This is a genomic window from Pseudomonas sp. BIGb0176, assembly GCF_024810175.1.
Classification (GTDB): domain Bacteria; phylum Pseudomonadota; class Gammaproteobacteria; order Pseudomonadales; family Pseudomonadaceae; genus Aquipseudomonas; species Aquipseudomonas protegens.
Map to the genome: position 1 here is coordinate 614938 of NZ_JANUEC010000003.1, position 21474 is coordinate 636411.

Annotated in this window: 22 protein-coding genes and 2 pseudogenes; 9 read left to right on the plus strand and 15 right to left on the minus strand. The window is 63.0% G+C overall.

The window, feature by feature from the left end; all coding sequences use genetic code 11:
- Window positions 1-125: 125 nt before the first annotated feature.
- Window positions 126-1736 carry an inorganic phosphate transporter gene (locus tag M2395_RS20965; RefSeq protein WP_123431332.1) on the minus strand — a complete coding sequence of 537 codons (1611 nt, stop codon included), beginning with the start codon at window positions 1734-1736 and terminating at the stop codon, window positions 126-128.
- 249 nt (window positions 1737-1985) lie between these two features.
- Window positions 1986-3008 (minus strand): transporter, encoded by a 1023-nt coding sequence (locus M2395_RS20970; RefSeq protein WP_011062801.1) that lies wholly within the window; start codon window positions 3006-3008, stop codon window positions 1986-1988.
- An 855-nt stretch (window positions 3009-3863) separates the two neighbouring features.
- On the opposite strand from M2395_RS20970, the pseudogene M2395_RS31920 reads away from it, so the two are divergent.
- The 3 genes and pseudogenes from M2395_RS31920 to M2395_RS20980 all read left to right on the plus strand — a co-directional run.
- A pseudogene (locus tag M2395_RS31920) lies at window positions 3864-3974 on the plus strand (hypothetical protein); the annotation flags it as partial.
- A 228-nt stretch (window positions 3975-4202) separates the two neighbouring features.
- A complete protein-coding gene (locus tag M2395_RS31925) occupies window positions 4203-4907 on the plus strand; it encodes a methyl-accepting chemotaxis protein (protein ID WP_370508325.1) in 705 nt (234 codons plus the stop codon).
- A 110-nt stretch (window positions 4908-5017) separates the two neighbouring features.
- Entirely contained in the window at window positions 5018-5461 is a 444-nt protein-coding gene (locus M2395_RS20980) for a hypothetical protein (protein WP_123431331.1), read from the plus strand.
- A gap of 69 nt (window positions 5462-5530) precedes the next feature.
- On the opposite strand, the gene M2395_RS20985 is transcribed toward M2395_RS20980, so the two are convergent.
- Window positions 5531-5848, minus strand: coding sequence for a PepSY domain-containing protein (locus M2395_RS20985; RefSeq protein ID WP_011062798.1), 318 nt, complete (start codon window positions 5846-5848; stop codon window positions 5531-5533).
- Between the two features lie 155 nt (window positions 5849-6003).
- Between M2395_RS20985 and M2395_RS20990 the strand changes: the two genes are divergently transcribed.
- Window positions 6004-6915 (plus strand): sterol desaturase family protein, encoded by a 912-nt coding sequence (locus tag M2395_RS20990; protein WP_123431330.1) that lies wholly within the window; start codon window positions 6004-6006, stop codon window positions 6913-6915.
- Here M2395_RS20990 and M2395_RS20995 read toward each other — a convergent pair.
- Window positions 6893-7573: a helix-turn-helix domain-containing protein gene (locus tag M2395_RS20995; RefSeq protein ID WP_015636695.1), complete on the minus strand. Its 681-nt coding sequence runs from the start codon at window positions 7571-7573 to the stop codon at window positions 6893-6895. The two genes, M2395_RS20990 and M2395_RS20995, sit on opposite strands and share 23 nt — an antisense overlap.
- Window positions 7574-8701: a glycerophosphodiester phosphodiesterase gene (locus M2395_RS21000; protein ID WP_019093601.1), complete on the minus strand. Its 1128-nt coding sequence runs from the start codon at window positions 8699-8701 to the stop codon at window positions 7574-7576.
- A 247-nt stretch (window positions 8702-8948) separates the two neighbouring features.
- Here M2395_RS21000 and M2395_RS21005 point away from each other — a divergent pair, with 247 nt between their 5' ends.
- A complete protein-coding gene (locus M2395_RS21005; protein ID WP_011062794.1) occupies window positions 8949-9284 on the plus strand; it encodes a DUF2025 family protein in 336 nt (111 codons plus the stop codon).
- Between the two features lie 55 nt (window positions 9285-9339).
- Here the strand turns inward: M2395_RS21005 and M2395_RS21010 are convergent, their stop codons facing one another.
- Window positions 9340-9663, minus strand: coding sequence for an antibiotic biosynthesis monooxygenase (locus M2395_RS21010; RefSeq protein ID WP_011062793.1), 324 nt, complete (start codon window positions 9661-9663; stop codon window positions 9340-9342).
- Complete coding sequence (locus M2395_RS21015; protein ID WP_123431329.1) at window positions 9660-10379, minus strand: CTP synthase; 720 nt, start codon at window positions 10377-10379, stop codon at window positions 9660-9662. Before M2395_RS21015 ends, M2395_RS21010 begins: the two co-directional genes overlap by 4 nt.
- Window positions 10380-10467: 88 nt before the next feature.
- On the opposite strand from M2395_RS21015, the gene M2395_RS21020 reads away from it, so the two are divergent.
- Complete coding sequence (locus tag M2395_RS21020) at window positions 10468-11346, plus strand: LysR family transcriptional regulator (protein WP_123431328.1); 879 nt, start codon at window positions 10468-10470, stop codon at window positions 11344-11346.
- A gap of 5 nt (window positions 11347-11351) precedes the next feature.
- Here M2395_RS21020 and M2395_RS21025 read toward each other — a convergent pair whose 3' ends face one another.
- The 5 genes and pseudogenes from M2395_RS21025 to M2395_RS21040 all read right to left on the minus strand — a co-directional run bounded on the left by M2395_RS21025 (window position 11352) and on the right by M2395_RS21040 (window position 15520).
- Entirely contained in the window at window positions 11352-11891 is a 540-nt protein-coding gene (locus tag M2395_RS21025) for a DUF1003 domain-containing protein (protein ID WP_041119556.1), read from the minus strand.
- Window positions 11892-11980: 89 nt separating this feature from the next.
- Window positions 11981-12529: a methyl-accepting chemotaxis protein gene (locus M2395_RS31930; RefSeq protein ID WP_370508327.1), complete on the minus strand. Its 549-nt coding sequence runs from the start codon at window positions 12527-12529 to the stop codon at window positions 11981-11983.
- Window positions 12527-13300 (minus strand): annotated as a pseudogene (locus M2395_RS31935) (PAS domain-containing protein); the annotation flags it as partial. The pseudogene M2395_RS31935 and the gene M2395_RS31930, both read right to left, overlap by 3 nt.
- 357 nt (window positions 13301-13657) lie before the next feature.
- Window positions 13658-14728, minus strand: a complete 1071-nt coding sequence (locus tag M2395_RS21035) for a diguanylate cyclase (protein ID WP_053159817.1) — start codon at window positions 14726-14728, stop codon at window positions 13658-13660.
- A gap of 183 nt (window positions 14729-14911) precedes the next feature.
- Complete coding sequence (locus tag M2395_RS21040; protein ID WP_041752496.1) at window positions 14912-15520, minus strand: TetR/AcrR family transcriptional regulator; 609 nt, start codon at window positions 15518-15520, stop codon at window positions 14912-14914.
- A gap of 203 nt (window positions 15521-15723) precedes the next feature.
- Between M2395_RS21040 and M2395_RS21045 the strand changes: the two genes are divergently transcribed.
- Entirely contained in the window at window positions 15724-16782 is a 1059-nt protein-coding gene (locus M2395_RS21045) for an MBL fold metallo-hydrolase (RefSeq protein WP_123431327.1), read from the plus strand.
- Between the two features lie 169 nt (window positions 16783-16951).
- Here M2395_RS21045 and M2395_RS21050 read toward each other — a convergent pair whose 3' ends face one another.
- Together M2395_RS21050 and M2395_RS21055 are read right to left on the minus strand one after the other, a co-directional pair.
- Window positions 16952-17269, minus strand: coding sequence for an XRE family transcriptional regulator (locus M2395_RS21050; RefSeq protein WP_026020019.1), 318 nt, complete (start codon window positions 17267-17269; stop codon window positions 16952-16954).
- A gap of 106 nt (window positions 17270-17375) precedes the next feature.
- Entirely contained in the window at window positions 17376-18167 is a 792-nt protein-coding gene (locus M2395_RS21055; RefSeq protein ID WP_011062784.1) for a helix-turn-helix transcriptional regulator, read from the minus strand.
- A gap of 114 nt (window positions 18168-18281) precedes the next feature.
- On the opposite strand from M2395_RS21055, the gene M2395_RS21060 reads away from it, so the two are divergent.
- Together M2395_RS21060 and M2395_RS21065 are read left to right on the plus strand one after the other, a co-directional pair.
- Entirely contained in the window at window positions 18282-19097 is an 816-nt protein-coding gene (locus tag M2395_RS21060; RefSeq protein WP_053160067.1) for a sulfite exporter TauE/SafE family protein, read from the plus strand.
- A 121-nt stretch (window positions 19098-19218) separates the two neighbouring features.
- The gene (locus tag M2395_RS21065) at window positions 19219-20418 is read left to right on the plus strand and encodes a hypothetical protein (protein ID WP_053159815.1); all 1200 of its coding nucleotides are present in this window, start codon (window positions 19219-19221) and stop codon (window positions 20416-20418) included.
- A gap of 12 nt (window positions 20419-20430) precedes the next feature.
- Here the strand turns inward: M2395_RS21065 and M2395_RS21070 are convergent, their stop codons facing one another.
- Window positions 20431-21411: a hypothetical protein gene (locus M2395_RS21070; RefSeq protein ID WP_015636684.1), complete on the minus strand. Its 981-nt coding sequence runs from the start codon at window positions 21409-21411 to the stop codon at window positions 20431-20433.
- Window positions 21412-21474 lie beyond the last annotated feature (63 nt).

The window sequence follows — 21474 nt, forward strand, 5'->3', positions numbered from 1 at the left end:
GCTCGTGTAGCCGCTGGGAGCCTGAGGCTGCTGCAGGTTTGGCGAGGGATCGCCAGGCAAGGCCCCGCGGGCCTTTTCGCAGCCTCGCAGGCTCGGCAGCGGTTACAGAGGGGGAGGCATGCCCCTCAGAACAGCTGAGTGAACAACCAGTACAGGCTGCCGGACAGCAGGATCGCCGCCGGCAGGGTCAGCACCCAGGCCATGGCCAGGTTGCGGATGGTGCGCATCTGTAAGCCGCCGCCATTGGCCACCATGGTCCCGGCCACCCCCGAGGACAGCACATGGGTGGTGGACACCGGCAGGCCGAACATGTCCGCCGCGCCGATGGTCAGCATCGCCACGGTTTCCGCCGAGGCACCCTGGGCGTAGGTCAGGTGGGTCTTGCCGATCTTTTCGCCAACGGTGACCACGATGCGCTTCCAGCCCACCATGGTGCCCAGGCCAAGGGCGATGGCCACGGCGATCTTCACCCACAGCGGAATGAAGCGCGTGGCGTTGTCGATCTGTTGCTTGAACAGTTGCAGTTTGTCCCGGGTGTCCTGGTCGAAGTGGCCTACCTGATTCTTGTCCATCAGGCGGATCGCCTCGCTGGTCAGGTACATGTCGTTGCGCACGTTGCCCATGGCTTCGGCGGGCACCTTGGCCAGCGAACCGTAGCCCTTCACTTCAGTGCCGATGGCGCCGGTCAGGGCGGCCAGCGCGGGGATCAGTTCCGGTGTCGCTTCCTTGCTGCGCATGTACTCCGAGAGCACCGCGCGGGAATCGGCCGGCGCCGTTTGCGGGGCACTCTTCACCAGGGCCTGCTGGGTGACTTCGGCCACCGCGGCGAATTGCAGCGACTGGTCGGCGGGCATGGTGCGGTTCAAGGCGTAGGCCATGGGCAGGGTGCCCACCAGGATCAGCATGATCAGGCCCATGCCTTTCTGGCCGTCGTTGGAACCGTGGGCGAAGGACACGCCGGTGCAGGTCAGGATCAGCAGCCCGCGAATCCACCAGGGCGGCGGTGCGTCGCCCTTGGGTGCCTTGTACAGGGCACGGTTCTTGACGAACAGGCGCAGGGCCAACAGCAGCAGGGCGGCGAACACGAAGCCGATCAGGGGCGAGAACAGCAGGGCGTAGCCGACCTTGGTGGCCTGGCCCCAGTCCACGCCGCTGGTGCCGTCGCGGCCATGCATCAGGGCATTGGCCACGCCGACACCGATGATCGAGCCGATCAGGGTGTGGGAAGACGAAGCCGGCAGGCCCAGCCACCAGGTGCCGAGGTTCCATAGGATGGCGGCGATCAGCAGGGCGAAGATCATCGCGAAACCGGCTGAGGAACCCACCTGCAGGATCAGTTCCACCGGCAGCAGGGCGATGATGCCGAAAGCCACCGCGCCGCTGGACAGCAGTACGCCGAGGAAGTTGAACAGGCCGGACCAGACCACCGCGAACTGCGGCGGCAGCGAGTGGGTGTAGATCACCGTGGCCACGGCGTTGGCGGTGTCATGGAAACCGTTGACGAACTCGAAGCCCAGGGCGATCAGCAACGCCACGCCCAGGAGCAGGAACGGGGTCCAGGTGGTGACCGTGGTGCCCAGCTCGTGCATGTCGTGCACCAGGCTGTAGGCGGTGAACAGCAAGCCCATGGCCAGCACCGCGAAGAAGGCGACGAGGGTGAAGGGGCCGGGCTTTTTATCCAGTTGCGGTTTGCTGTCGAGGTTGGACGAAGCGGCAGTCAGGGACGGGGTGGCCATTGCTGGACAATCCTGTTGCTGGAAGGAATGGCGTCCATGATCGTTGCTGAATGTTACAGGGAGACTGCCTCAGGTCATGGTTTGCGCAATTGAGCCCTTGCGTTGATCAGATCGATCACGCACGACCATCCCTCCATCCCTCCATCCCGCTCATCCCGTAGGAGCCGGCTTGCCGGCGAAGAGGCCCTCAAGCCAAGCACCTGCCTTGGCGGACGCCTTCGCCGGCAAGCCGGCTCCTACAAGGTGGAGTCAGTAGTCCTGGCGTTTGCGAAAGGCCCAGCGCCCGGCGATCACGGTGAAAGTGGCCACCAGCGCTACCAGGATCCAGAAGCCCTCCGGGTCGCCGGAGAACGGAATGCCACCGACGTTCATGCCAAAGAAACCGGCGATGATGTTGATCGGCAACGCCAGCACCGTGACCACCGTCAGGGTGAACAGGGTGCGGTTGGTCTGTTCGTTGAGGTTGGCGGCGATCTCTTCCTGCAGCAGCTTGATCCGCTCCCCCAGGGCGGTGAGGTCGTTGATGATCAGGGCGAACTCTTCGGTGGACTTGCGCAGCTCCTTGACGTCTTCCTTTTGCAACCATTGCGGCGGGCGGTTGAGCAGGCGCAGCAGCGAGCCCGGCTCCAGGGCCAGCAGCCGTTGCAGGCGCACCAGCACCCGGCGCATGGCCCCCAGTTCGGCACGGTTGGTGGAGACCCGGGCTGCCAGCAACTGGTCCTCGATCTGATCCACGCTGAGGCTGGTCCGGCGCACGATCTGGGTCAGCACTTCGCCCTGGTCCCTTAGCAGGTGCACCAGCAGTTCCAGGGGCGAGCGAAAGCGTTCTCCGGCCTTGACCGAGGAGCGCAGCTTGTCCACCGAGTGCAGCGGCTGCAGGCGGGCGCTGACGATCAGGCGGCTGCGGGCGCAGACCCAGAGGGTGGAGATGTCCGAGGAAACCATGCTGCCGAAGTTGAACACCACGTCGTTGACCACCGCCAGCAGGGCCGAATCCACCTGTTCGATGCGGGTCGAGCGCGAGCCTTCGTGCAGGGCCTCGAAGAATTCGTCGGGCAATTGCAGGTGGGACTTCATCCAGCGCTCGCACGCGGCGTGAGCCAGGTTCAGGTGCAGCCAGAGGAACTCCTCGCTGTCCTCGGGGTGTTGCAGGGCTTGCAGGGCCTTGGCCGAGTCCAGTTCGCGGCCCCGTTCGCCGGGGCGAAAGCTGAAACCGTAGAGCAGGCCGAACAGATCGGAATCACGGTGACTCTGGTCGATGCTGTGGTTCATGGAGTCTCGCAGGAGGGACAGTGCCTGGCGCGGGTTTCTCAGGTTCACTTGAGCCCCATCATGGCAAGGCTTTTTGACATTTTTGTGACGTTTTGAAGTGCATGATGGAGCCCGTCATACCGATGGTCGGCGGCACTCAAGATTGTCTTGCGCAGGCCGATCACACTCCTACGCTGCACTCATTCGACCCCTCTCGAATGCGCCTTAGAGGGATGTTCGGCACTACGCATGCCTTCATCGGGCCTGCTCTATCCCTGCCATGAGATCTCCTCGATGTTTTTGCAAAAATCCCTGAGAGCGCAAATCCTTGCCCTGCTGAGCGGTAGCCTGCTGGCGATGTTGTTGATCGCCCTGGCGAGTTTTCATTTGCTGTCCGGTGGCGTGCAGAGCTACCGCGAGCTGATTGAAGGTCCGCTGCGCAGTTCGCAGTTGATCGACGAGGCCAACCTGCAGTTCAAGAGCCAGGTGCAGGAGTGGAAGAACGTATTGTTGCGGGGCAAGCAGCCCCAGGAGTTGAACAAGTACTGGCAGCAGTTCGAAGACCGCCAGCGCGATGTGCAGAACATCCTCGGCCAGCTGGTGCAGACCCCCGGGCTGGACGCCTCCCTCAAGAGCCGGGTGCAGCGCCTGGCGGATGAGCACCGGCAGTTGGGTTCGGCCTACCAGAAGGGCCGCGATGCCTATGTGGCCGGCGGTGCCGATCCGAGTGCCGGCGATGCCGCGGTCAAGGGCGTGGACCGGGCCACCAGCGAGCAGATGAGCGAACTGGTGACCGAGCTGCGCCAGCACGGCGACCGGCAGTCCGCCGAGATCAGTGCAGCGGCCGACCGCACGGTGTGGCTGGGTATTCTGGTGATGCTGGCTTCCGGTTTGCTGATCGGCCTGCTCAGCCTGTGGCTGGTCAATCGCAGCCTGGTGCAGCCGATCCGTCAGTTGATCGACTATGTCGCCCAGCTCAGCCGCGGCCAACTGGCCCAGCGGGTGGCCAGCGAGCGTCAGGATGAACTGGGCAAGCTGGCGATGGCCGCCAACACCCTGCGGGATTTCCTGGCCCAGACCTTCGCCAGCTTGCAGCGCAGTGCCTCGGACCTGGACAGTTCCAGCGGCGAGCTCAACTCCATCGCCACCCTGATGTCCCAGGGCACCAACGAGCAGTTCAACCGCACGGACCAGGTGGCCACGGCGATGAACGAGATGTCCGCCACCGCCCAGGAAGTGGCGCGCCACGCCGCCGACGCCGCTCGTGCCGCAGACGATGCCGACCAGTCGGCGCAGCAGGGCGAACAGGTGATGCAGCAGACCATCCACAGCATCACCCAGATGCGTGGCGAGATTGCCAACACCGCCACCGTGATCCGCCGGCTGGAGGCCGACAGCGGGCGCATCGGCAAGGTCCTGGAAGTGATCCAGGGCATTGCCGAACAGACCAACCTGCTGGCCCTCAACGCGGCCATCGAAGCGGCCCGGGCCGGTGAGGCCGGGCGCGGTTTTGCCGTGGTCGCCGATGAAGTGCGCAGCCTGGCGCAGCGCACCGCGGCCTCGATCACCGAGATCAACCAGATCATCCAGAGCGTGCAGACCGGGGCCGTGGATGCGGCCCAGGCCATCGAGAGCGGCCAGTCCCGCAGCGAGCAGAGCGTGCAGCAGGTGACCGAAGCCGGGGCCATGCTCGAGCGCATCACCGAAGCGGTGGAAGCGATTCGCGACATGAACCGGCAGATCGCGACCGCCGCCGAGGAGCAGACGTCGGTGGCCGAGGACATTTCCCGCAACCTCACCGAGATCACGTCCATCGCCAGTACCAATCTGGACAACGTGCAGCGCACCGAGGCGGCGAGCCGCAATCTGCACGGCCTGTCGGGGCAGTTGAGCGAGGTCACGGCGCGCTTGAGCGCCTGAGGCCGGCCGGGGTGTATCGGCCTGCTTACCAGGCCGATACACGATCACTCTCAAGTGGCCGGGGCGGGTGTCGATGACCGGGTATCTTCACACCCGACAGGACTCACACCATGGTCAGCATCACTTCCATCGCGATCAACCAGACCCAGGTCAGCCCGAGCAAGACCCGCATCGCCGGCAGTTCGGACAGCGACACTTCAGCGACCTCCACCGCCAGTACCACTGCTGCCAGCGACGCGACCAAGGCGCCGGCCACGGGTGCTGGCGCGGCCGGCGGCAGTTCCAGCAGCGATGATTCCAGCAGCGACTCGGTCAAGCAGTTGCGCAAGCAGATCGCTGAACTGCAAAAGCAATTGCAGGAGCAACAGCAGCAGTTGCAGGCCGCGCAGAGCAAGCAGGAAAGTGCCGATGCCAAGGCCGCGCAAGTAGCGGCAGCCCAGGCTCAGGTGGCCAGCACCAGCGCTTCGTTGCAGACCGCCACCGCGGCCTTGTTCCAGGCCCTGCAGCAATCCCAGAGCAGTACTGCGGGCTCCCTGGTCAGCACCAGTGCCTGACTGATCCGCACGCCCCAACGCACAAGGCCGCGCTCCCGAAGCGGGGCGCGGCCTTGTAGGGGCGGGGGGTTACTTGTCTTGCTTGTTGCTCAGGACCTTGCCGGTCTTGGCATCCAGGTCCACGTCCCACTCGATGCCTTTGCTGTCGCGCAGTTCCACCTGGTAGACGTAGGCGCCAGTGGCGGTCTGCTCGAGCTCGGTGTCGGTGATGCTGGCGGCGGTGGTGCCCGGGTGCTGGGCGAGGGCGGCCTGGTTGAGTTTTTCCAGGTCCATGATGGCGCCGGACTTGAGCAGACCGGGGATCAGGTCCGGGCGCACATCGGCCTGGGCCAGGCCAGCGGTCAGGGTCAGGGCGGCGGCTGCGAACAGGGCGGAGAACTTGGTCATGGGTTGATTCCTTGGGGTGATGGGTTTCGATGGGCACAGGTTAGCCAACGCAACTTAATTCACCCTTAATTCAGGTCACTCTTTGCGTCGTTTGTTCAAGCCGCGCCCCGGCATCGGGTCGCAAGCTGCGGTTTTCCCTACAGGAGCTGCAGCAAATGAAACGAATGCTTGCATGGTTGTACGCACCCTTGGTGTTTGCCGGGTTCATCGGCGCCGGGGTGTGGTGGATGAGTGCTGGGCCGGCGTCTGCCAGCGGGTTGTTGGGGGTGTTCGGGGCTGCGCTGGGGGTGTCGTTCCTGGCGGAATGGTGCTTGCCCTATGAGTCTGGCTGGAACCGTTCCCAAGGCGACCGGCTGCGCGACAGCCTGCATGTCCTGGTCAATGAAAGCCTCAATGCGCTGGGGCTGCTGGCGTTGCCCGGGCTGGTGGCGCTGCTGGCCCATGATGGGCTCTGGCCCCGGGGCTGGCCGCTCTGGGGGCAGTTGCTGCTGGCCATCGTGATCGCCGATTGCGGCATTACCCTGGCCCACTACGCCAGCCACCGCCTGGCCTGGCTCTGGCGCTTGCATGCGGTGCATCACAGTGTGCAGCGCATGTACGGTTTCAATGGCTTGCTCAAGCATCCCCTGCACCAGTTGATCGAAGCTTCGGCCGGGCTGCTGCCGCTGGTGTTGCTGGGCATCCCGCTGCCGGTGGCGCAGTTGCTGGCCCTGGCCATTGCCGTCCAGCTGCTGTTGCAGCATTCCAATGTCGACATGCGCCTGGGGCCTTTGCGCTGGATCTTCGCCTGGGCGCCGGTGCATCGCTTTCACCACATGAAGTACGGACGCGCCGGGGATGTGAACTTCGGGCTGTTCTTCAATCTCTGGGACTGGCTGCTGGGCACCGCGTTTTATCGTGATGACTATTGCATGCGCCAGGGCGACCTGGGGATTGGCAGCCGTGCCGACTACCCGGTGGATTACTGGCCGCAGTTGCTGGAGCCGTTCAAGGCCCAGCGCTATGGGGCAGAACCCGTGGTGCCCGAGCAGTTGCGCCGGCGCGTCAGACCAGCAAGCGAGGCTTGAGGTGCTTGAGGGCCTGGCTGGCGGTGACGCCGAACAGGCTCTTCAGGGTGCGGGAGAAGTGCGCGCTGTCGGCGAACCCGGCGCCGTGTGCCGCGCCAGTGTGGGTCTGGCCCTCCAACACCAGGGCCATGGCCAGGCGCAGGCGGCGCCAGAGCACCAGGCGCCTTACCGGCAGGCCGACGTCACGGGCGAACAGACGCTCCAGCTGGCTCAGGGATACATGGGCCCGGGCCGCCAGTTGCGCGGCGGCCACCTTGCCCTCCAGGGCGGCATCCACGGCGTGCAGTGCCCGCGCTACACGTGGGTCGGCAACGGGCTGGCGCGGGCAACGGCGCAGCGCCGCTTCCAGGCCGGGCAGTGAGGGGGCGGCGCCACTGACGCATGCTTGCAGGTCTTCGACGGCGATCAGCAGCGGCTCGGCGTACACCGTGAAGGCCTGCTCGGGAGCCTGAACGATGGCGTGGCGCTGCAAGGCCGGGATCAACAGGTAATGAGCGCTCTGCAGCCCGCCCGCGAGCGCCACCGTGACCGGTTGCCCGGGGGCGATGATCAGCTGATGGGCATAGTGGGCATGGGGCTCGGTTGGCCCCATCGCCCCGTGGATCAGGCCGAAATCCCGGCCCAGCCAGAGCTCGCCGTGCCAGTGCGAAACCGTCATTCAGTAACCGCTGGCGTCCAGCAATTGCGCCACGCTGGCACTGGCCGGCCGCTTGAAGTACTTGAGCAGTTCGGCACTGCGGTTGGTGAAGATGCCATCGACCCCGGCATCCATGACCTTCTTGAAGTCCACCGGCTCGTCGATGGTATAGACGTGCACCAGCAGGCCCTGGTCGTGGGTGTACTGGTTCATCCAGGGTTGCACCAGGTCCGAGTAGCTCTGCTCGCCACCGCCGGTCAGGGCCGCGGAAGGGCCGGTGCCGATGGCACCCTGGGCCTTGGCGAAATCCACCCAGCGCTTGAACTCGGCCTGGTCCTTGGGCTGCTGCCGGGCATAGAACGCGGCCTTGTCGGTTTCGCCGCTGCTGGCGAAGCTCTGGCCGGACGCGGGTTCGATACTACCGGGCGCGACCCAAAGCAACAGTACTTTCGGCACGTTGGGCATTGCCTGGTGCAGCAGTTCCAGGCTGTGCTTGTCGAAGGTCTGCAGTACCACCTTGCCCTTGCCCTGGCCCACCGCCAGTTCGCTTTTCGCCAGCTTGGAACCGGCCGGGCTCAGCCAGCCACGGTCCTGGAGTTTTTCCTTGAGGTCGTGCTCGATACCGGGGAACAGCTGGGGTTCCTTGGTCTCGATATACAGCCCGGGCTTGTGCTGCGCATTGCCCTGGGCGATGTCGATGATTTCATCCAGGGTGAGGATCTTCAGCCCGGCAAAGCCCGGCCGCGCCCGCTCTGGGTGGGCCTGGTTGAACCAGCTGCCGGCGTCGAGGGTTTTCAGTTCCGCCATGGTGAAGGCGTTGGCCGGGCTGTCCTTGCGTTCGGGGAATTTCTGCGCCACGTCGGTGGTGCGTTGCAGGTTGTTGTCGTGCAGGGCGAAGAGCACGCCATCCTTGCTGCGTTGCAGGTCCATTTCCAGGTAGTCGGCGCCCAGGTCCCGGGCCAGCGTGTAGGAAGCCGCGGTGGATTCGGGGGCATCGAAAGAGGCGCCGCGGTGGGCGATCACCGCTGGCTGTGGAATCCCCTGGCGAGCGGCCAGGGCGTCCGGGCCAGGCTGTTCAGAGGCCTGGGCCAGTCCGCAAGCGAGCATCAGGCCCAGCATCAGGGCACAAGGGGTGAAGGTCGCGGGCATGCTCGAAATCCTTTCGTGGGGGCGTGTGCAAGGGGATATCTTTTAACAACTCGATGACGCTTGTGCTATCTCCAGAGCGACATAAATCCCTCTCATTTGCATTTTTCAGCGCTTTTTTCCGGCGCTTTGCAGTACTCTTGGGCGCTGCAGTTTCCCCATCAGAGGGAGGCCCTGAAAACTCCGCTGTACCTTGCCTCGCGTGTAGACCATTGATCACCTGTCCTGCGGGACTCTAGTGAGGTTTACCATGAGCATCACCTCCGAACTCATCTGTCAGGCTGCCGACCAGCTCAAGGGCTTTGTCGGCTTCAATCGCAAGACCGGTCGCTATATCGTGCGCTTCAGCGAAGACTCCTTTGGCATGGACGTGGCCGACGACGCCATCGTGCCGGCCCACGAGTTTGTCTGGGCGCCGGTGTCGGACCAGGCCATGAGCCTCAAGCGCGAGCAGATCCAGCTGCTGCTGGATCAGAACATCGACGACCGGATCAATATCAGCGAGCCGCTGCGGGTATACATGCGCCGCAGCGACTTGCCGGAAATCCAGGCGGTGCGCAGCCTGCTGTCGACCACGCAGGGCTGATGCGTGCCCCCGAGCCGTCACTCGGGCGGCCCGGGAATCCGTGCCTGAAGCGGGCTCAGCCTGGAAAGCCGTAAGCCCGTTGGACCTTGCTCACCCGGGTGCTGAACTGGCGATACCACTGTGCCCGACCGCGCTCGCGGATCGCGCTGTGTTCGGGGTGCTGCTTCCAGGCCAGGATCGCCGCTTCGCTGCTCCAGTACGACACGGTGATGCCGAAGCCGTCCTCACCTCGTGCCGATTCGACCCCGAGAAACCCCGGCTGCTGGCGCGCCAGTTCGAGCATGCGTTCGGCTGCCTGTTCATAGGCGGGGTCGGCCTCACCGCGCTGGGAACTGAAAATCACGGCGTAGTAGGGCGGTGCGGGAGTCCGGTCAGTCATGCTTGGCACTCCCGGCAGGCCGTGAGCAAGGCCCTGACCAGAGGCGGTGTGCGGTCCTGGAGGGCCGCGCGCTCGGGTTGGAACAGGGTGGCGACGAAGAACGGATGCTCGTCCAGTTCCAGGCTGCGCAGGTCGCCGGCGCTGTCATGGCCAGTGGGGATCAAGGTGCCGCTGAGCAGGGCGCCAGCGAAGTCCGGATTGACGCCATAGCGGCAGCGATAACCTTCCTCGATGCAGGTTGTGCCGTAGGCCCTGGCGATGCGGCTGTTGGCGCGCAACTGAATCGAGTCCCGGGCTTCCACCAGGGCGCAACTCAAGGGCGTGAGCAGCACGCGCTCGGCTTCGGGCGCGGTTTCACCGTGTTCAGCATCGGCCCAGCCCAGCACATTGCGGGCGTATTCCAGGACCGCGTGCTGAAAGCCGCCACAGGTACCGAGAAATGGCCGCTGCTGTTCACGCGCCACGCGGATCGCCAGCAGGGCACCCTCGATGTTGCGGTAGGGGCTGCCGGGGACACACCAGATACCGTGGAAGCCCTCCAGGTCTTTCTCCTGGTGCAGATCGGCGGTTGCCAGCCACTGGTATTCCATTGGGCCGGCACCCTCCTGCGCTGCCCGCTCCAGGGCTAGGGGGATGGCCTGGTGTGCGGTGATCTGTGGGTCGTAATCCCCCACCAGGGCGATACGAATGGTCGGTGCTGGTACCTGTAGATGCATGGAACTCTCCGGTTGTGACCCTGACTTGTCGATGGCCTGGGCCCACTATAAATTGGCGCCTACGCAATCAATATTGGCGTTTACCCAAATGATCATTGCACCAGCGCACTATCAGTTGGACTACCCCGATCTCTCATTGATCCTGGCCCTGGTTCGCGGCGGCTCCCTGGCGCGTGCTGCGACCTTGCTCAAGGTCGATGTCTCGACGGTGTTTCGCGCCGTGCGCCGGCTGGAGGCCGGGCTGGGCCAGCAGTTGTTCGACAAGAGCCGCGCCGGCTACTTGCCCACCAGCCTGGCCCAGGCCCTGGCGCAGCAGGCAGAACATGCTGAGCAGGCCCTGGAAGCGGCGCGTATCGGCGTGGCCCGGGGTGGCGAAGTGGTCAGCGGCACGGTACGCCTGACTTGTACCGATTCGGTGTTGCAAGGCCTGTTGCTGCCGGCCCTGGCGCAGTTCATGGCGAACTACCCGGCACTGGTCATCGAGCTGTGCACGTCCAATGATTTCGCCAATCTCAACCGGCGTGATGCGGATATTGCCGTGCGCCTGACCGCGAGGCCTCCAGAGCACCTGGTGGGGCGCTGCCTGGGGGCGGTGTCCTACCGGGTATGCGCCAGCCCGGCCTATCGGCAACGGGTCGACTGCACTGATCTGTCGCGGCTGGCCTGGATCGCCCCGGACGATTTCCTGCCCGATCACCCCACCGTGGTCTGGCGTCGCCAGCAATGGCCCGGCGTACAGCCCAGTTACCGCTGCAACAGCATGCTTTCGGTTACCGAGCTGGTGCGCGCTGGTCTGGGCGTGGCCGCGCTGCCGGATTTCCTGGTGGGCAGCGCCGGGCTGGAAGCGTTGAGTGAACCCCAGGGCCAGGAAACCGCCCTGTGGCTGCTGACCCGCCCGGACTGTCGGGCCTTGCGTTCGGTGGTGACACTGTTCGACGAGTTGGCGCGGCACCTGCGCTGGCCCTGAGGCCTTCAGGCCTTGGGTTGATCCTTGCGCACGAAATGCTCATGCATCTCACTGGTGAGATTCTCGATGCGCTCGGTCAGTTGCTTGGTCATTTCGGTCAGGCGGGTGTTCTGTTCCAGCAGCTCCATCAGTTGCGTGGTGGTCTGTGCGGCCTGGGCCTGGCGCTCGCTGTTGGCAACGGCCAGGGCTTCGCGGTGCTGCGCATCGGCATCCGCCTGGGCCTTGTCCCGCGCGGCCTGGCGGGTCTGTGCGAGGAGAATCAGCGGGGCGGCATAGGCCGATTGCAGGCTGAAGGCCAGGTTCAGCAGGATGAAGGGATAGACGTCGAAATGGGTGACGCCGGTCAGGTTCAGGGCCACCCAGACCAGCACCACCAGGGTTTGTGCGCCGAGGAAGGTCGGGGTGCCGAAGAACCGGGCGAAGGCTTCGGCCTTCAAGGCGAAGTTATCGGTGCCGAAGGTCGGCGCCAGGTGGGCATGGGCGCGATGAAAGCGCAGGTGGTCGATGACCGGAGTGGGTTTCTTCGGGGTGTCGCTGGAACTCATGATGGCCTCCGCCAGGCACTGGGACGTCAGGCCACTATAGCCTCCCGGGCCAGGCCCGACGTCGCTCTCGACGCCGGGAAAGCCTGCCCTCAGGGGGCGCCGCGTTCGTTGGCGAACATGCTCACGGCCTCTACCGCCTCGCTGGCACCGTCGCGAATCTGCAGGATCACCGTGCCCGCCTGATCCGCCAGTTGCACGCCCTTGGCCGCCCGCTCCCGGGTACCGTCCATGCTCTTGATGGCTTGCTGCGTTTCGTTCTGGATCATGTCGATCATGCTGGAGATTTCCGCCGTCGAGCCGCTGGTGCGCGCCGCCAATTGCCGGACTTCATCGGCCACCACGGCAAAACCACGGCCCTGGTCCCCGGCCCGGGCCGCTTCGATGGCGGCGTTCAGAGCCAGCAGGTTGGTCTGGTCGGCAATGGCGCGGATGGTGTTGACGATGGCGGTGATCTGCTCGGAGCGTTCGCCCAGGCGCGCGATCAGCGATGAAGATCCCTCGATGTTCTCGGCGATCTGGCGCATTTCGCTGGCGGCTTGCTGGATCACTCCGGTGCCTTGTTCGGCGACTTTTCGGGTCTGCACCGAGATGTGATAAGCCTGGCTCGCGCTCTGGGCATCCTGTTCGTGTTTTTCCACCTGCTGGGTGACGTCGGCGGCGTACTTGACCACTTTGCACAGGCGCCCGCTGGCGTCGTAGACCGGGTTGTAGTTGGCTTCCAGCCACAGCGTACGTCCGTGCCTGTCGATCCGCTCGAACTGACCGTTGAAGAACTCACCCCGGTTCAGGCGGTTCCAGAAGTCCTGGTAGGCGCTGCTGTTGATCAGCTCGGGTTTGCAGAACATGCGGTGATGCTTGCCCTTGATCTCGGCCAGGCTGTAGCCCATGCGGCTGAGGAAATTGCTGTTGGCACCGATGATGCTGCCGTCGAGGTTGAACTCGATCACCGCCATGGCCCGGTCGATGGCGTCCAGCTTGTTTCGCGCCTCCACCTCTTCCTGCACTCGGGCGGTGACATCCAGGGCGTACTTGACCACTTTGTACACTGCGCCGGATGCGTCGCGGATGGGGTTGTAGCTGGCTTCCAGCCACAGGCTCTGGCCGTTGCTGGCCACCCGTTCGAAGGTTCCGGATTCGAACTGGCCGCTTCTGAGGCGGTTCCACAATTGCTGGTAGTCGCTGCTGCGAACGTACTCCGGGGTGCAGAACAGGCGGTGCGGCTGGCCTGTCACCTGGTCTTCGCGATAGCCCAGGATCTGGAGAAAGTTGGCGTTGGCTCGCAGGACGTTGCCCTGCAGGTCGAATTCGATCACCGCCATGGAGCGATCGATGGCTTCCAGCAGTCGGGATTGTTCGGCAATGGTTTGCTGCAGGGAATCGATGGTCTTGTTGTGGCGGTTGAATAGCATGGTAGCTGGTGCTCTGTGGGAGAAACGTCGCGTCGATCCCTATTGAGTTCGCCGGTATGCCGAATGCTCCCCAGCGTTCGGCATTATCTGCTCAATGCCAGCGTTCCATGACTGACAGATAAATTCGCAGCGATGACGCGGGCGACGTTGCTGGCGTGCATCGTTGGCCGCATCAAGAGGAGACGTAGTGGCTGCGAATCGATTTAGTTGGATTGATGGGCTACGGCATTTGTCCCCGAATGGAGGTCCTGTGCGGTAGCGAAGTGGCGGCATTATGATGGCAATTGCCGGGATAAATCCAAATAAAGTTGTACAAAAATGTTTTTTACTTCTTTTTTGTATAAGTTTTTTGGGTTTTTATGCCATTTGTGTTTGCCGGGAATGAGCCTCGTCGTCATTGCTGGCAATTCGATTGCGACCACTGTTTTTCGCCAGGTACAGGGCCTTGTCGGCGGCGTTGAGCCAACTTGAAGGGTCCTGGAAATCGCGGTCGAAGGCGGCTAGGCCGATGCTCAGGCTGACTTTCAGTTCAGCCACTTGCGGATGCCGGTACTGGCTGAAGACCTGGCGCAGGCGTTCCATGACCTCCAGTGCCTGCTGGCGGTCCATGCGCGGCAGGATCACGCAGAACTCGTCACCGCCGTAGCGGCCGGCGAGGTCGTCGTGACGCAGGTTGCGCCGCAGTTCGTTGCTCAGATGGCGCAGCACCGTATCGCCGATGATGTGTCCGTAGGTGTCGTTGATCGCCTTGAAGTGGTCGATGTCGATCAGGGCGATGCTGGCATTGATCTGTTGCTGCTGGCACTTGTGGAACTTGATATGCAGCAGGTCTTTCCAGGAGCCGTGGTTGAGCAGACCGGTGAGGCTGTCGGTGCGGCTCAGGGCGCTCAGGGCGCGCTTGTGCTCGGACAGCTTGATCGCCAGCCGGTAGCAGACCATGCCCACGGCCAGCGGATAGAGCGTGAGCATCGGCAGGCAGGCATAGATCTGCAGCGGGCTGATCCGGGTATTGAAGCTGGCGCCGAACAGCGACCAGGACAACAGGACCCCGATGCCCTGGGCCAGAGCGCCACGGATGAACAGACGCACCCCCCCGGCGGCCACATTGTTCATGGCCATCATCGACAGGATGGTGACGGCGGGCAGGGGATTGAACTGCATGGTGGCAGCCCAGAAACCGCCCAGCATCGAGTCGTACAGCAGGTTGCGACGTTCTGCCTGGTAGGGAAAGGCAGAACGGGTGGAGAGTTGATAGGCCAGGTGAGGCCAGAGCAGGCCGTGGAACAGGAGCAGGGCCCAGATCCAACTGGGCAGTGCAAGGGGGTAGAGGGTGGCGAATACACTGATACCGCCGATACCCAGGCCGATGATCCTTGGCCGATAGATGCGCCGGGCAAATGACAGCCCCTTGCCGCGTTGGTTTTCCATAAATTCCTGCACCAGGTTCTGTACTGAAACACCTTGTGGTGTTTTTTCGGCTTAGCCGTTTATCGGATCAGTCTGGTGAATATTGTCATTTATTCCAGTGAGAATAATCAGTGTCCTTCCAAGCCATTTCACAGTGGTGGCGACCGCCGGCTGCGGTTCGGCGCGCATAGGTGCCCCGGGAACTCAGGCCTGGTAGCGGCCCAGGAACATGTCCAGCGCCGACTCGACGACCTGATTTTGCATGCCTGTTGCCAGTGGCGCCTGGCCCATGGTGATCTGCGGCCAGAAGGCGAAGCTCTTGAGCAGGCCGTGCATCTGGGTCGCGGCGAATTCCGGGTCTACCGGCTTGAGGCGACCGTCGGCCAGGGCGCCGCGAATCCACAGGGTCAGGCCTTCTTCCCGTTCGCCAAGCCGCGCCACCATGTTCTGCGCCCGTTCCGGCGAGTGAATGGCTGCGGCGATGGCCACCCGGGCCAGATCGAGAAAGTTGTCGTCCGCCAGCAGTTGCAGCTTGGCCCGCACGACCTTTTCCAACTGCTCGCGCAGGGGCAGGTCGCTGCGGTAGATGATTTCCGATTGCGCGCTGATGCTGGCCCAGAGCTGGTGCAGGATCTCGGCGAACAGTTCCTCCTTGCTGGGGAAGTGGTTGTACACCGTGCGCTTGGACACCCCAGCCGTAGCGGCAATCTTGTCCATGCTGGTGATCTCGAAACCGCTGGTGCGAAATTCACTGATCGCCGCCTGGACGATGGCACTGCGTTTGAGGTCGGTGAGGCGCTTCGGGGCTGTCATAAGTTGGGTTCGGTCAGGGTGGTCGGTAAAAACACTCGGCAGTCTACTTCGTCTGTTTCCTGTTGCAATGTAGAAACTACACTGTGTAGTGTAGTTCATCTTTGAAACGATGATTGGCGGCTGATGCTTGCGTGCCTTGGCCAGTAGATCGTCCCGCAATACCACGTCGCAACCTTGCTGCGTTCCATGGAGTCATTTCAATCATGGCCACTGTCTCGTCAAGCATCACCCGTGCTCCCCGCGAGGAAACCTCGCGCCAGGAGCAGGGGGCTTTTCGCAACCATGCGCCGGTGCGTCGTGCCGGCTTTGGCAAGACCCTGCAGATCTTCTGGAACATGTTGTTCCACAAACCGCGCAATACCCGCCCGGCCGGAGCCATTCCGGTGCAGCCGCTGACCCGCGAGCAGTTGCTGGCGGCGCCCGATCACAGCGTGTACCGCCTGGGGCATTCCACCGTGCTGCTGAAGATGCGCGGCAAGTTCTGGATCACCGATCCGGTGTTTGCCGAGCGCGCGTCACCCGTGCAATGGGCCGGGCCGAAGCGCTTTCACCAGCCGCCGATCAGCCTGGAGCAATTGCCCGATATCGAGGCGGTGATCCTGTCTCATGATCATTACGATCACCTTGATCACAAGACCGTGCTGGTCCTGGCGGACAAGACTCGGCATTTCCTCACCCCGCTAGGGGTGGGCGATACCTTGATCAAGTGGGGCGTGCCGGCGGCCAAGGTCCGGCAACTGGATTGGTGGCAGGGCTGTGAGGTCGCTGGCGTCCGTTTCGTTGCCACCCCATCGCAGCACTTTTCCGGGCGTGGTCTGTTCGATGGCAACCGGACCTTGTGGGCCTCCTGGGTGATGATCGATGGCCCTACGCGGATCTTCTTCAGCGGCGATACCGGTTATTTCGACGGTTTCAAGCGTATCGGCCAGCAGTACGGCCCATTCGACCTGACACTGATGGAAACCGGGGCCTACAACGTCGAATGGCCCCATGTGCACATGCAGCCCGATCAGACTCTGCAGGCCCACATCGACCTGCAAGGTCGTTGGCTGCTACCGATCCACAACGGCACCTTCGACCTGGCGATGCACGCCTGGCACGAACCCTTCGACCGCATCCTGGCCCTGGCCTGGGAGCGCAGTACCAACATCACCACGCCGCAAATGGGCGAAGCCTTCAACCTGGCGCAGCCGCAGCGGGGAGCCGCCTGGTGGCTGGAGGTGGAAGGTGCACTGGAGCAGGCGGGCGTCGAATCCGCCTGACCCAGGCCTTCTTCGCCCGGGCGGCGGGTTATGAGGATGGTGACCATGGCATCCGCCGTTTGCGGCGCCATGAGGCCCGGATCAAAACCCTGGCCTGCCCGCCGGTTCGTCCGGGCTCGACCCCTCTGCCAGTACCGGCCTTGTACGAGCACTTGCCCAGGCGGCTGGATCATTCGATCAGGGCGTAGTCGGGCCGCTCCATCGGGTTGGGAGTGGCTCCCTTGATGTTCATGCCGCGGCCAGGGGTGAAGCCCGGGAAGAACACCAGGCCCTGGGCCTCAAGGCAGAACGCCAGGGCCAGGCGGGTCACGTCACGGACCTCGTAGCCCGCTTCGAAGCGCTGGATGGCTTGCACCGAGACCGCGGACTCGCGGGACAGCTGATCCATGTCCCAGCCCAGCATGTCCCGGGCCTGGGCACAGTGTTGCGGGGTGAATTGATAGAGAGCGATACGTTCCAGGGTGATTTTCATCGCGAGAGAGGCCATGGTTTTCTCCGGGAGGTTAGGCAGTGCGTTGGCTTTATACTGGATATTTGTACAGTTGTTTTGCGTCCGGATCAAACTCAATTTCTGCCACTGCGCCAGCCTTTGGTCACAAGGCTTTTCCAGGGGCTGGATGTTCTTGATTCAGGTAGGTGCTGGGGGATTGCCCCAGCACCCGACGGAACATGGTGGAGAACGCGCCAGGGCTGTCATAACCCAGGTCCAGGGCGATTCGGGTTACCGGCTCCGCGGCCGCCAGCCGGGCCAGGGCCTGGATCACGCAGGCCCGTTGCCGCCACTGCACGAAGCTCATATCGGTCTCCTGGCGAAACCAGCGATTGAAGGTACGCAGGCTGACATGCAGTCGGTCTGCCCAGTGCAGGGGGGATTGATGGACATCGGGCCGGGCGAGAAAAGCCCGGCACAGCTCCAGCAGTGGGCCGCCGGCCGGCAAGGGAATGTGCAGCGGCAGGCCAGGGCAACGCTGGATTTCGTGCAGCAGCAGGTTGATCAGCAGCCCGTCGCGCCCGTCCAGGTCGTATTCCAGGGGCATGTCCACTGCTTCCAGCAGTAGCTGGCGCAGCAGTGGCGAGATGCCGATGACCCGGCAGCCGCTGCTGTCCAGTGGCGCCGCGGCCGGCTCGATATACAGGCTGCGAGTGCTGACCCCAAGCATCAGCACCTCATGTTCCACCCCCGGTGGAATCCACACCGCCCGCTGCGGTGGCACCACCCAGTTGCCCTGATCGGTACTGACCTGCATCACTCCGGTGGCGCCATAGAGCAGTTGCGCCCGCCGATGCCGATGGCGCGGCAGGCGTTGCCCGTCTGGGTAGTCGGTGCCAATGGCGAGCACGGGGCGCGGGGTCTGATCCAGTTGGTCGATGGAGATATTGCGCATGCCGACACAGTCCCGTATTTGGCGTAAACGCAAACATTATTGGCCAATTTGCTGAAGCCGGCCAAGCGCTGGGGTTCTATCTTCCAGGGCGTCTACCTGAATGGAAACGCCTTGATGTTCTATCTACTGTTGGCACTTTTTGGTTGCATGACGGGCATCAGCGCCGTGCTGTTCGGCTTTGGTGGCGGGTTTGTGGTGGTGCCGTTGCTGTACTGGATGTTGCTCGGCAGCCAGGGCGCCGATTCGGCGGTGGGGCAGGCGGCGATGCATGTCGCGGTAGCCACTTCGACCTGTGTGATGATCGTCAACGCCCTGGTTGCCACCGGCAGGCACCAGCGCGCAGGCAATCTTGTCCGCCGCTATCTGTGGCCCCTGGGTGGCTATATCGGGCTGGGGGCGATAGTTGGCGCGGCGGGGGCCATGTGGGTGAGTGGCGAGGTGATCCGCTATGCCTTTATTGCCTACCTGGGCCTGACCATTGCCGACTGCCTGCTGCGCCGGGGGTTTCTTGAACAGTCGGTAGGGCAGAAAACCCGTGACCTGGGATCAGGCGAAACGCTCTTTGGCGGTGTAGGAATAGGCGTCATTGCTACCTTCCTCGGAGTGGGTGGCAGTGTCATGACAGTTCCCCTGCTACGTCGCTGCGGCCTGAGCATGACCCAGGCCACCTCCATGGCCAATCCGCTGAGTGTCCCCGTGGCGCTGGCGGGTACTGCGACCTATATGGCGCTGGCAGGCTATAGCCGCTTCGATCTGGGGCCCTGGTTTGTCGGTTATGTCGACCTGCTGGCGTTTTTTGTCCTCACCCTCGGTTCGTTGCTGGGTATTCGTCTGGCCGCGCACTGGATCGGCAGGATCCCCGACCGGGTACATGCGAGGGTTTACATCGGTCTGTTGTTTCTGGTGCTGCTGAGCATGTGCCTGAAGTGATAGAAGCGTCACGCTTGGCCGCTCGATTGTCCTGGGGCGCCGGTCCATAATTGCTCGTCGCTTACCACAGGCCCAGGCGCTGCTGACGACGCTGGCGGCCTTTTCATGCAAGGGAGTTTCCATGTTCAACGGATTGATGCGCCAGATCCTCGGTGCCCTGTTGCTGTGTATCTACCTTCAGGGTCTGCAGGCCTCGCCCTCTCGACAGGTTCTCAACGGCACTCTGGGCAAGATGCCGATTGTGCTGGAAATCAATACCGGCGATCCCAAGGACGTCACAGGGCGATATTTCTATCAGAAGTATCACCATGATCTGGCACTCAACGGCACGCTTGTCGGGCAGGCGCTGGAGCTGCGGGAGGGAGGAGGCCGCCCTGACGATGAGCAGGCGGCCCTGCCCACCTTCAAGTTGCAGCAAACCGCCGATGGCTGGCAGGGACAGTGGCAGGATTCCAAGGGCAAGACTCTCGATGTGCAGTTGTCCACGGCCAAGGCTGAGGCGCCCAAGCCGGATGCGTTGCCCTATCTGGCGCAGCTTTATCCGAATGATCTGTACGAATACCTGCGCCTGCAGGGCCTGGCCCTCAAGCAGGGCAAGCAGCAGAGCTTCATGGGTTACACCCTGCAATGGTGGAGCGAGCCAGGGTCGAAGCTGTCGATGTTCAAGGTGGTCGGCGGTTACCCGGAAGCTCAGCAACAGCGTCTCAATCAGTTGTTGATGGAGCGTCTGTGGCGCGAGGTGAGCGCCTACCACGAGTGCCTGCTGGGAGCCGGCTCCCAGGAGGGCGAATTCATGCAGACGGTAAAACCACAGTTCTTCTCAGCGGCGGTACTGAGCGTGAATATCTCCACCAGCTATTCCTGCGGCGGTGCTCACCCGGACTTTGGCGACTCCCCCATGAATATCGACGTGAACAGTGGCCACCCGTTGTCACTGTCCGATGTGCTCTGGGTGGGGCAAGGCAAACCGCTATTGCACAGCGACCGCAATGGCAAAGGGGACACTCGTCTCACCGAAGCTGAGCGCACAGGCCTCTACGAATACACCCAGGAAAAACTGGCACCCTGGCTGGTCCAGCAGTTTCGCGCCTTGTACCCCGCCAAGATGCGCGAGCCGACCGACCCCGACGAGGGCTGCAACTACAGCGATGAGAGCGTCTGGGGCGATAACAGTTGGTACTTCACTCCCAAGGGGCTGTTCCTCAAGGCCTACTTTCCTCGGGTAGCGCGGGCCTGTGACGGGCCTGAGTGGGCGGTGCTGCCGTATGCGTTGGTCAGGAAGCACCCCGGGGCCGTCGCTCTGGAGCTGCCCAAGCATTGAAACCGAAGGAGGTTATTTTGCTTCCAGCCCCGGCGCCTCACGGATCACGAAGTGATCCAGGTTCTCGATATTGGCGCTGAAGACCCCGAAGGTCGACTCGGGGTCTTTCTTGCTCGGCACTTGCTTGAGCGCCGGCGTCACGCCATAGAAGAAACAGTACAGCTCCCGCTGGCTGTCGGCGGCGCCCTTGATCTCCTCGAGGAAGGCTTTGCGCTTGCGGTAGCTGTCGATCAGCTTCTTGCTCAGGTAGACATTGACCGAGTAGGGCTTCTTCTTGGTTTCGCCCTCTGCCTTGAACCAGACTTTCTGCTCGAAATCGATGCGAAAGCTTTGGGTGTAGTCCTTGATCTCCTTGATCTTGCCCCAGTAGATAAGCCCCTTGTTGTCCAGCAGGTACTCGATCTTCTTGAAGAATGAGGCGTAGCTGGCCGTGTGTTCGCCGACCTTCAGCGGCATGCGCTTGAGCAGTTCCTTGTCGTCGATGTTCGACACAAAGCACTCCACTGGGTGGGCGAAGACGCTGGTCTTGTCCGGGGTAGTGTCGCGCCCGGGATGGGGCTTGTGCGAACTGGCCGTAGCGGCTGGCGGAGTGTCCTGTGGGGCATCCACTGCCGCTTGGGGGCTAGCCGGCTTGCGCACGTATTCACGGCGGCTTAAGAGCAGCTCCGAGGGGAAATGCTCCTCGCGTTCCTCTTCGGTCGCGGTGCCTTCCACGCTACCGGCGCTTTTGCTGACCCCATAAGGGCATCCTTCTATATGAAGCGTGGCGGGCAGGTTCTTGAAATGCGGCGTGCGGATGTAGTTGACGTTCTTGGCGTTGAAAGTGCCTAGTTGATTAGTGCTATCGAACGCTGCGCGGCATGCATCGTTGGGGCACTGGAAACTTTCCCTGGCCGAATCGAAGACCAGGGTTTCATCGAAATTCAGATCACGCACGTCATAGATCGACAACTTGTCGTCGAGGCTGATGCAGTACGCGGTATCGAATTTCATGGGCGCTTTGATCCTTAAGCGGAAGAGGGTTCTTTATAGCGGCAGGTCATGCAGCCTGCACGT

Excerpts from the sequence above, each read along its gene's own strand:
- M2395_RS20965 (WP_123431332.1), bottom strand. The coding sequence starts at position 1,736 with ATGGCCACCCCGTCCCTGACTGCCGCTTCGTCCAACCTCGACAGCAAA.
- M2395_RS20970 (WP_011062801.1), bottom strand. The coding sequence starts at position 3,008 with ATGAACCACAGCATCGACCAGAGTCACCGTGATTCCGATCTGTTCGGC.
- M2395_RS31925 (WP_370508325.1), top strand. The coding sequence starts at position 4,203 with ATGTCCGCCACCGCCCAGGAAGTGGCGCGCCACGCCGCCGACGCCGCT.
- M2395_RS20980 (WP_123431331.1), top strand. The coding sequence starts at position 5,018 with ATGGTCAGCATCACTTCCATCGCGATCAACCAGACCCAGGTCAGCCCG.
- M2395_RS20985 (WP_011062798.1), bottom strand. The coding sequence starts at position 5,848 with ATGACCAAGTTCTCCGCCCTGTTCGCAGCCGCCGCCCTGACCCTGACC.
- M2395_RS20990 (WP_123431330.1), top strand. The coding sequence starts at position 6,004 with ATGAAACGAATGCTTGCATGGTTGTACGCACCCTTGGTGTTTGCCGGG.
- M2395_RS20995 (WP_015636695.1), bottom strand. The coding sequence starts at position 7,573 with ATGACGGTTTCGCACTGGCACGGCGAGCTCTGGCTGGGCCGGGATTTC.
- M2395_RS21000 (WP_019093601.1), bottom strand. The coding sequence starts at position 8,701 with ATGCCCGCGACCTTCACCCCTTGTGCCCTGATGCTGGGCCTGATGCTC.
- M2395_RS21005 (WP_011062794.1), top strand. The coding sequence starts at position 8,949 with ATGAGCATCACCTCCGAACTCATCTGTCAGGCTGCCGACCAGCTCAAG.
- M2395_RS21010 (WP_011062793.1), bottom strand. The coding sequence starts at position 9,663 with ATGACTGACCGGACTCCCGCACCGCCCTACTACGCCGTGATTTTCAGT.
- M2395_RS21015 (WP_123431329.1), bottom strand. The coding sequence starts at position 10,379 with ATGCATCTACAGGTACCAGCACCGACCATTCGTATCGCCCTGGTGGGG.
- M2395_RS21020 (WP_123431328.1), top strand. The coding sequence starts at position 10,468 with ATGATCATTGCACCAGCGCACTATCAGTTGGACTACCCCGATCTCTCA.
- M2395_RS21025 (WP_041119556.1), bottom strand. The coding sequence starts at position 11,891 with ATGAGTTCCAGCGACACCCCGAAGAAACCCACTCCGGTCATCGACCAC.
- M2395_RS21035 (WP_053159817.1), bottom strand. The coding sequence starts at position 14,728 with ATGGAAAACCAACGCGGCAAGGGGCTGTCATTTGCCCGGCGCATCTAT.
- M2395_RS21040 (WP_041752496.1), bottom strand. The coding sequence starts at position 15,520 with ATGACAGCCCCGAAGCGCCTCACCGACCTCAAACGCAGTGCCATCGTC.
- M2395_RS21045 (WP_123431327.1), top strand. The coding sequence starts at position 15,724 with ATGGCCACTGTCTCGTCAAGCATCACCCGTGCTCCCCGCGAGGAAACC.
- M2395_RS21050 (WP_026020019.1), bottom strand. The coding sequence starts at position 17,269 with ATGGCCTCTCTCGCGATGAAAATCACCCTGGAACGTATCGCTCTCTAT.
- M2395_RS21055 (WP_011062784.1), bottom strand. The coding sequence starts at position 18,167 with ATGCGCAATATCTCCATCGACCAACTGGATCAGACCCCGCGCCCCGTG.
- M2395_RS21060 (WP_053160067.1), top strand. The coding sequence starts at position 18,282 with ATGTTCTATCTACTGTTGGCACTTTTTGGTTGCATGACGGGCATCAGC.
- M2395_RS21065 (WP_053159815.1), top strand. The coding sequence starts at position 19,219 with ATGTTCAACGGATTGATGCGCCAGATCCTCGGTGCCCTGTTGCTGTGT.
- M2395_RS21070 (WP_015636684.1), bottom strand. The coding sequence starts at position 21,411 with ATGAAATTCGATACCGCGTACTGCATCAGCCTCGACGACAAGTTGTCG.